Raw genomic sequence first — 7,594 nt, forward strand, 5'->3', positions numbered from 1 at the left:
GGGGAATGCCGGTATCAGCGCGTCTTCACGTAACGTCCGGGCGCGTCTTCGATCACGGGGTCTTTCTTTGTTTTGCCGGGGATGCGTTTCCCCTTGGCGGGCACCTGCGTGGCATCGTGTTCCTGCAACCAGCCCAGCCAGTGCGGCCACCAGCTCCCCGGATGTTCCTCCGCCCCTTCGATAAATTTTTCGAGCGTCGGGGCCGCGCTGTTGCCGGTCCAGTATTGATACTTGTTCGCGGCGGGCGGGTTGACCACCCCGGCGATATGGCCCGACCCGGCCAGCAGGAACACCGCATCGCCTTTCACATGGCGGGTCATGCGCCACACGCTTTCCGCCGGGGCGATATGATCTTCGCGCCCGGCCTGAATATAGACCGGGGTTTCGATCCGGGTCAGGTCGATCGGGGTGCCGTCCGCCTCCAGCGCATCGGGCACTACCATCTTGTTATCGCGATAGAGGTCGCGCAGATATTCGTTGTGCCACCGCGCGGGCAGATTGGTGACGTCACCATTCCAGTGGAGCAGGTCGAACGCCGGATACCCTTCGCCCAGCAGGTAATTGTTGACGACATAGTTCCAGATCAGATCGCGGCCGCGCAGCAGGTTGAACGTCGCCGCCAGATAGCGCCCGTCGAGATAGCCATCGGGCGATAGCTGGCCGATCATCTCAAGCTGGCTGTCGTCGATAAAGCTTTTCAGTTCGCCCGCCTTTTCGAAATCGACCTGCGCGGTGAAGAACGTGGCGCTTTTCACTTTATCGGCTTCGCCACGCCGGGCGAGGACCGCCAGCGTCGCCGCCAGCGTGGTGCCTGCGACGCAATAGCCGATGGTGTGAACCGCGGGCACTTCCAGCCGTTGGCGCACATGGTCGATCGCTTCGATCTGGCTGCGGATGTAATCGTCCCACACAACATCTTTCATCGATGCGTCGGCCGATTTCCAGCTCACCACGAAAACACTGATCCCCTGATCCAGCGCCCATTTGATGAAGCTCTTCTTCGGAGTCAGGTCGAGGATATAGAACCGGTTGATCCACGGCGGGAAAATCACCAGCGGAACGTCGAGCACGGTGTCCGTCGTGGGAGTGTACTGGATCAACTGATACATCGCCGTTTCGAACACCACTTTGCCCGGGGTAGCGGCGATATTCTCGCCCAGCCGGAACGCGCTCGAATCGGTATGGGTCAGCTGGCCGCGTTTCAGATCGTCGATCAGGTGGCGCATCCCGCGAACGAGGTTCTCCCCCTTCGATTCGATCGTGCGTTGCAGAACCACCGGATTGGTCAGCAGGAAATTGTCCGGGCTCATCGCATCGGCCAGCGCCTTGGTCGCGAAAGCCAGCTGCTCTTTCTTTTCCGCATCGACCCCTTCGACATGTTCGGCGGTCGATACGAAATAATCCGACAGCATCAGATAGGTCTGATGCAGCAGGGCGTAGGCCGGATGGGTATGCCACGCCGGATCGTTAAACCGCCGGTCCTTGCGCGGAAGCTCCGCCGCGCTGTCTTCTGCATCATCGGTGGCATTCAGGCCCAGCACGCTTTGCCACAGCTTCAGGCTGTCTTCCGCGAACCTTTGCGTGGCTTCGGCATCGAACGGCGCGGCCTTGGCCCAGCCTTGCGAAATCAGCATAAATTGCGCCGGATCGAGCGAAGAGGTGAATATCCCGGTGTTGTCCGTCTTCTCCGCTATAAATTCCAGCCACATGGCGTGAATATGCCGGGCATTGTCGGCCCATTCGGACATTTCATTCCAGTTTTGAACGGGTTGCGGCGCGCTTTTAGTGTCAAAGATGGTGTCAAACTGGCTCCAGAATTCACGCATCGCTTCGCCTTGCGCGTTCAGCAGAGTGGCGAACTGGGCACTGGGGCTGGGGGTGTCTTCCGGCATCGTCTCTCTCGCTCCTGCACTTTGGGCTGCATCGGGCGCAACAATCTTGGCATGATCTGCTGTTTCGCGGAAACGAAATATCCCCTAAGGCCTTAAACAGCCGCTGGCGCAGTGCCACGGCCTCGAACCAAGCCAGGGAAAGATGGACGACGAATTCTACCGCATCAAGCGACTGCCGCCTTATGTCATCGCCGAAGTGAACGGGATGCGAGCGGCCGCGCGAGCGGCGGGCAAGGATATCATCGACCTCGGCATGGGTAATCCCGACTTGCCGCCGCCCCAGCATGTGATTGATAAACTGTGCGAAGTGGCGAAAAAGCCTGACGCGCACGGCTATTCCCAGTCGAAGGGAATCCCCGGTCTGCGCCGCGCTCAGGCCAATTATTACGGCAACCGTTTCGGCGTCGAACTCGACCCGGAAACCGAAGTCGTGGTGACGATGGGATCGAAGGAAGGGCTGGCCAGCCTCGCCACCGCGATCACCGCGCCGGGCGATGTGGTGCTGGCACCGAACCCAAGCTATCCCATTCATACCTTTGGGTTTATTATCGCGGGCGCGACGATCCGCTCGGTCCCGACGACGCCCGATGAACACTATTGGCGCAGTCTGGACAAGGCGATGCACTTCACCGTGCCGCGGCCCAGCGTGCTGGTGGTGAACTACCCCTCCAACCCGACAGCCGAAGTGGTCGACCTTGCTTTTTACGAACGGCTGGTCGCCTGGGCGAAGGAAAACAAGGTCTGGATCCTGTCGGACCTTGCCTATTCAGAGCTATATTATGATGGGAATCCAACCCCTTCGATCATGCAGGTCGCCGGGGCGAAGGATGTCGCGGTGGAGTTCACCTCGCTCTCCAAAACCTATTCGATGGCGGGCTGGCGCATGGGGTTCGCCGTCGGCAACCGCAAGCTGATCGCGGCCATGACGCGGGTGAAATCGTATTTGGATTACGGGGCCTTCACTCCGATTCAGGCAGCAGCCTGTGCCGCTCTCAACGGGCCGCAGGACATCGTGGAGAAGAACCGCCAGCTCTATCACAAACGGCGCGACGTCATGGTGGAGGCATTCGGCCGGGCAGGGTGGGACATCCCGCCGCCGCCCGCCAGCATGTTCGCCTGGGCACCTCTGCCGCCTGCCGTTAAAGATATGGGAAGCCTCGAATTTTCGAAGCAATTGCTGACCCATGCCGAAGTCGCGGTGGCCCCCGGTGTCGGGTACGGCGAAGATGGCGAAGGGTATGTTCGCATTGCGATGGTCGAGAACGAACAACGGCTCCGTCAGGCGGCCCGCAATGTGAAGCGGTATTTTCAATCGCTTGGGATCAACAGCTCGGCTGCGTAATGTGCAGGGCAACGTTCCGTAAAGGGATTTACGGGGCGTTTGCCGTGCCCTTACTCGTCACCTATACTGCGCCTCGGTGACGATGCGAAGTATGATGGCTGACGAGGATAAACCCCAACTGACCGAACGGCAGGTCGCTGTTCTGGAAGGAATTGACCGGCGCCTGCCGCTCAAGGCGGTGGCGGCTGAGTTGGGCATTTCCGAATCGCGGGTTAACCAGCACGTCCGCGCATTGAAGGAAATCTACGGTGTCGCCAGTCTTGGCGAACTGGTGGAAGCATGGCGGCATGAGAGTTTCCGTCCAGAGGTAAGTGCCAGCGAACAAACGAATTTGCCGCCAGATGAACCCTACAGAAATTCTGCATGGAGAAATTCTCAGGTTCCGAAAAGCGACGATGGCATCGACCAAGGGGGCCGGGTCGCACCTGGGGAATTTGTCCTTTCCGATGCAGCGCCAATTGCGATCGAGGCGCCGTGGAGGAAGCATGAAGAACCACAGGTGGTGCCCGGGGTGCTGGATGGCGACAATGCTGTCTTGATACGCCTCGCCGTCATCATCGGAATCGCATTCGGTATCGTCGCCGCAGTGGTCTTGATGGTGACGGCAACTCTCTCTTTGAGCGAGGCGTTGAAGGGGATTGTGGTCACTCCGTCGAAAGTTTCGGCATCGGCTGACTGAGCTTCAGCGGATGCTTTCCGCTGGAGTTTTGTAAATGACTGATAAAACGCGTGATGAGGCGCTCAATATCCGCAAACTGATGCGCGAAGCGGAAGCCGTCAGCGATGAAGCGATGGTTGCCTGTGCCCGCCTCAAGCAGGCCATGATTCTTGCACGGCTTCGTTCCGATACCGAGGTCGATACCGGCCAGCGCGCCCTGATGCGTTTGATCCATGCCGAACAGCAGGCTCTGTCGCTGTCGACCAATCTCCTGCGGGTCCACGATGAACTGAGCAAAGTCGCGCGGGAGAAGATGGGTATAGACGGTGGCGTCGATACCCCGATCGAAGCGCATGCGATCGCGCCTGATATCCGCGCTTCCGTTGCGTCCTGACTGGCTCTAGTGAGGAGACGTGTGGTTTGCTTCGGGTGAATTCAGATATTGGTTCCAGTGCGGCCTGTTCGCCATGCTTGCGATTGCAGCATGGCGATATGGCGGCGGGCCTGAACGCGTTTTGGCCGGAGTTTTGCTCTGGTTTGCAATCGCATTCCCGATAGCGAACTGGTTTCTTGGCCAGTGGAGCGACCTTTCTCAACTCGATACGGCCAATGCGATACTCGATGGGGTCGCGCTGATCGTTTCGGTGGCGGTCGCTCTGACGGCCAATCGGGTGTATCCACTATGGTTCGCGGCGTTTCAGGTGCTGGCGGCAACTGCCCACCTGGCGAAAGATCTGGCGCAGGGGACGGCAGCGCTGGCGTATGTAGTGCTGTACGTGGGGCCATCATATTGTCAGATCGTCATTCTGGCTCTCGGCATCTGGAACCATCACCGCCGCGTTCGCAAGTACGGGACATATCGCGCGTGGCGGAACTCTTCGAACCGTTCGCGGGCGACGATGCCATCCAGCTGGCCGAACGGCTGATTGCGGGCTTCGGTTCGCTTGAGCGGATTCTGTCAGCCAGTTCGTCTCAACTACGTGACGTGGCAGGCGGTTACGACGAGGCGTGTCGGGCGATTGCCGCCGCCCGCCAACTGGTTGACAGTGCATATCGAGAGCACCTGATATCGAGCAGGATCGACGCGGCCGACCCTGTGCTGCACCGGCATTTGCGGGCAAGCATCGGCGGCCAGACGGACGAGCGGCTGTTCGTCGTATTCTGCGATCATCAGCAGCGATATCTGGGAGATGCGCTGATTGCAGAGGGGAGCAGGGGACAGATCGTTGCCCGAACACGGCCGCTGATCACCCGCGCACTCGCTTTGGGAGCATCGGGCCTGTTGCTGGCCCATAATCATCCGTCGGGCGAATGCTATCCAAGCGAAGTCGATATCGTGGAAACCCGACGACTGGAGGCTGTGTGCCAACCCCTCGAAATAGCGCTGATCGACCATCTGATTGTCACCAGAACGCGCGTTCTGAGTATGCGGTTGGCGGGTTGTATCTGACCAATTGCAGTTTGCCACTGGACTTGGCCGCCACCATGCGCGAGGTTCGCCCGAACTGACACAGCGCAGCAGAGGATGACCGTCATGCAATTTCGTGAAAACGACCGGGTAGCGGTTACTCTGGATGCCGATGGGGTGGCGCATGTTCGGCTGATCCGTGCGGACAAGATGAATGCGCTCGACCCCGATATGTTCGAACGGATCATTGCTGCCGGCAGTGCGCTGCACGATGCCAAGGGATTGCGCGCGGTTGTTTTATCCGGGGAAGGGCGCGCGTTCTGTGCGGGGCTCGATCTCACAAGCTTTTCCCACTCTCGTACGGGTGAACCGCCACTGACCGAACGCACGTTCGGCAATGCCAACAAGTTTCAGCAGGTTGCCATGCAGTGGCGCAAACTTGCCGTACCGGTTGTCGCGGCGGTGCATGGCGTTTGCTTCGGCGGCGGGTTGCAGATTGCCAGTGGAGCCGACATCCGCATCGTCGCGCCGGATACCCGGATGGCGATTATGGAGATGAAATGGGGTCTGGTGCCCGATATGGCCGGATATGCCCTGTGGCGCGGGCTGGTACGGGACGATGTGCTGCGCGAACTGATCTATACCAATCGCGAATTCACGGGTGCGGAGGCGCTGGATCTGGGGCTGGCGACGCATATCGACACCGACCCGCTGGCGCGTGCATTCGCCATCGCGCGGACAATTGCCGATCGCAGCCCCCCTGCGATCCGTGCGGCGAAGCGGATTGCCAATGCCATGCCGGACAAATCGACAGACAGCCTGCTGATGGATGAAAGCCTCGAACAGCACCCATTGATGCGTTCGAAAAATCAGATCGAGGCAGTTATGGCGGGAATGGAGAAGAGGCGCGCCAACTACGAAGACGTATGACGGGTAGCGTCATGCCCAGTTCTCATCTGAGGGGGCAGACGTGCCTTCACCCGAAGATCGCTGCCGCCTGCATCCCTGCAAGTATCTGTTCGCCATCGGCATTCCACAGGCGCAACCGCTCACTCGAATAACCGTGATCGGCATGATCGCTTGCTGTTTCCGCAAGATACCAGCCATCGCGGGTTGTTGCTGCCGGATCGAGCAGATTGAAGCTCCAGTTGATCGAACTGAGAGGGCCCTGACGCTGCATCGCTCTCATCGAACCCGGAGGGAGTGCATCGCCAAGAACGATTGCCTCCGTCACAGCGTCAAGCCCGCCGCGATCCTTCAGCCGGACCCAGCGCCGGACGATTGGTTCGCCCGGTCCGCGTTGATCCTGCGCGCGGCGAATCTCCAGATTGTTGATAAAAAACGCCGGTCCTGTGGAATTGACGAGCGGTTCTGCTTCTTCCGGGGGGCCGGGCCAGGGATCTGCCCTGCGCGCGGGATGCAGGGCGTTGGCATCCCGTTCCGCACCGAACAGCATCAGTGAGGTGAATGCCAGCGAGCCATCGCAGGAAATGTCGCTGCGGACCTGCGTGACATTCCTCCCTGCGCGCACGACAGTCACCTGAAACGACACCTCAGCACCGACAGGCGCGACAAACCCGACCTGCGCGGCGCGAAATGGCGGCAAATCCGGCAATGCTTTCTGCGCTGCAGCCAGCGCGAGTGCAGCCGACGCACCGCCAAACAGAGTTCTGCCCTGCATCCACTGATTGGCATCAGGCAGAGCAACGACGGAGCCATCGACAGCGATGGCGTCTATCAGATTCTTGAAGTTCATAGTTTCGATTCAATACTGAATCTGCGATAAAGCGCCAGTCCGAAGAGCAGGAAGTGCAGACAAGCGATTGCCTTGCCGCGCATGAGGCGCTAGGGGGCCGCTTCCCCTGCGAGAGCAAGGGGCGCGAGGCCCGATGGCGGAGTGGTGACGCAGCGGACTGCAAATCCGTATACGCCGGTTCGATTCCGGCTCGGGCCTCCATTTCCTGTAACGGCAAAATCCGTTGCAGCGCGTATTCCTCCCCACTATGGGGCGGACCCTGTGCCGCTTTAGCTCAGTTGGTAGAGCACATCATTCGTAATGATGGGGTCACGTGTTCGAGTCACGTAAGCGGCACCACCTATTTCAGCAGGCAAATCCAGAGGGCTGTTCGGCCGAGTGCTCGCTTTGGGCCACGCTTGGGCAATTGATGCCCTGGTGAGGCGGAATGTCTCTGATCGGCAGCAAACAGCATGTTACGTTGCTTTGGTTGAGGCCGGAGAAATGAACCGCCCCGGGATTGTCGGAGGCCCTAACTCCTGAGAGGAAGGGTCTACGA

At 59.6% G+C, this 7,594-nt stretch carries 8 protein-coding genes and 2 tRNA genes; 8 read left to right on the forward strand and 2 right to left on the reverse strand.

Annotated features, from left to right (window positions below; translation table 11 throughout):
* Positions 1-14: 14 nt before the first annotated feature.
* Positions 15-1,892 (reverse strand): PHA/PHB synthase family protein, encoded by a 1,878-nt coding sequence (locus D6858_RS09810; protein ID WP_120109478.1) that lies wholly within the window; start codon positions 1,890-1,892, stop codon positions 15-17.
* A 142-nt stretch (positions 1,893-2,034) separates the two neighbouring features.
* Between D6858_RS09810 and D6858_RS09815 the strand changes: the two genes are divergently transcribed.
* The 6 genes from D6858_RS09815 to D6858_RS09835 all read left to right on the forward strand — a co-directional run bounded on the left by D6858_RS09815 (position 2,035) and on the right by D6858_RS09835 (position 6,230).
* Positions 2,035-3,234, forward strand: a complete 1,200-nt coding sequence (locus D6858_RS09815) for an LL-diaminopimelate aminotransferase (RefSeq protein ID WP_120109480.1) — start codon at positions 2,035-2,037, stop codon at positions 3,232-3,234.
* Between the two features lie 82 nt (positions 3,235-3,316).
* Entirely contained in the window at positions 3,317-3,913 is a 597-nt protein-coding gene (locus tag D6858_RS09820; RefSeq protein ID WP_240623809.1) for a LuxR C-terminal-related transcriptional regulator, read from the forward strand.
* Positions 3,914-3,947: 34 nt separating this feature from the next.
* Positions 3,948-4,286, forward strand: a complete 339-nt coding sequence (locus D6858_RS09825) for a hypothetical protein (protein WP_120109482.1) — start codon at positions 3,948-3,950, stop codon at positions 4,284-4,286.
* A 19-nt stretch (positions 4,287-4,305) separates the two neighbouring features.
* The gene (locus tag D6858_RS15835) at positions 4,306-4,818 is read left to right on the forward strand and encodes a hypothetical protein (RefSeq protein ID WP_165859679.1); all 513 of its coding nucleotides are present in this window, start codon (positions 4,306-4,308) and stop codon (positions 4,816-4,818) included.
* Entirely contained in the window at positions 4,758-5,342 is a 585-nt protein-coding gene (locus D6858_RS09830) for a JAB domain-containing protein (RefSeq protein ID WP_165859680.1), read from the forward strand. Before D6858_RS15835 ends, D6858_RS09830 begins: the two co-directional genes overlap by 61 nt.
* A gap of 84 nt (positions 5,343-5,426) precedes the next feature.
* Positions 5,427-6,230 carry a crotonase/enoyl-CoA hydratase family protein gene (locus D6858_RS09835; protein ID WP_120109708.1) on the forward strand — a complete coding sequence of 268 codons (804 nt, stop codon included), beginning with the start codon at positions 5,427-5,429 and terminating at the stop codon, positions 6,228-6,230.
* Positions 6,231-6,276: 46 nt separating this feature from the next.
* Here the strand turns inward: D6858_RS09835 and D6858_RS09840 are convergent, their stop codons facing one another.
* A complete protein-coding gene (locus D6858_RS09840) occupies positions 6,277-7,056 on the reverse strand; it encodes an acyl-CoA thioesterase (protein WP_120109486.1) in 780 nt (259 codons plus the stop codon).
* A 127-nt stretch (positions 7,057-7,183) separates the two neighbouring features.
* Between D6858_RS09840 and D6858_RS09845 the strand changes: the two genes are divergently transcribed.
* Both D6858_RS09845 and D6858_RS09850 read left to right on the forward strand, forming a co-directional pair.
* Positions 7,184-7,257, forward strand: a tRNA-Cys gene (locus D6858_RS09845).
* Positions 7,258-7,319: 62 nt separating this feature from the next.
* Positions 7,320-7,395 (forward strand) — tRNA-Thr (locus D6858_RS09850).
* Positions 7,396-7,594 lie beyond the last annotated feature (199 nt).

Origin of the sequence: Tsuneonella suprasediminis (genome assembly GCF_003605755.1) — a bacterium.
GTDB lineage: Bacteria > Pseudomonadota > Alphaproteobacteria > Sphingomonadales > Sphingomonadaceae > Tsuneonella > Tsuneonella suprasediminis.

Coding starts and splice junctions, on each gene's coding strand:
- D6858_RS09810 (WP_120109478.1), bottom strand. CDS start 1,892: ATGCCGGAAGACACCCCCAGCCCCAGTGCCCAGTTCGCCACTCTGCTG.
- D6858_RS09815 (WP_120109480.1), top strand. CDS start 2,035: ATGGACGACGAATTCTACCGCATCAAGCGACTGCCGCCTTATGTCATC.
- D6858_RS09820 (WP_240623809.1), top strand. CDS start 3,317: ATGCGAAGTATGATGGCTGACGAGGATAAACCCCAACTGACCGAACGG.
- D6858_RS09825 (WP_120109482.1), top strand. CDS start 3,948: ATGACTGATAAAACGCGTGATGAGGCGCTCAATATCCGCAAACTGATG.
- D6858_RS09835 (WP_120109708.1), top strand. CDS start 5,427: ATGCAATTTCGTGAAAACGACCGGGTAGCGGTTACTCTGGATGCCGAT.
- D6858_RS09840 (WP_120109486.1), bottom strand. CDS start 7,056: ATGAACTTCAAGAATCTGATAGACGCCATCGCTGTCGATGGCTCCGTC.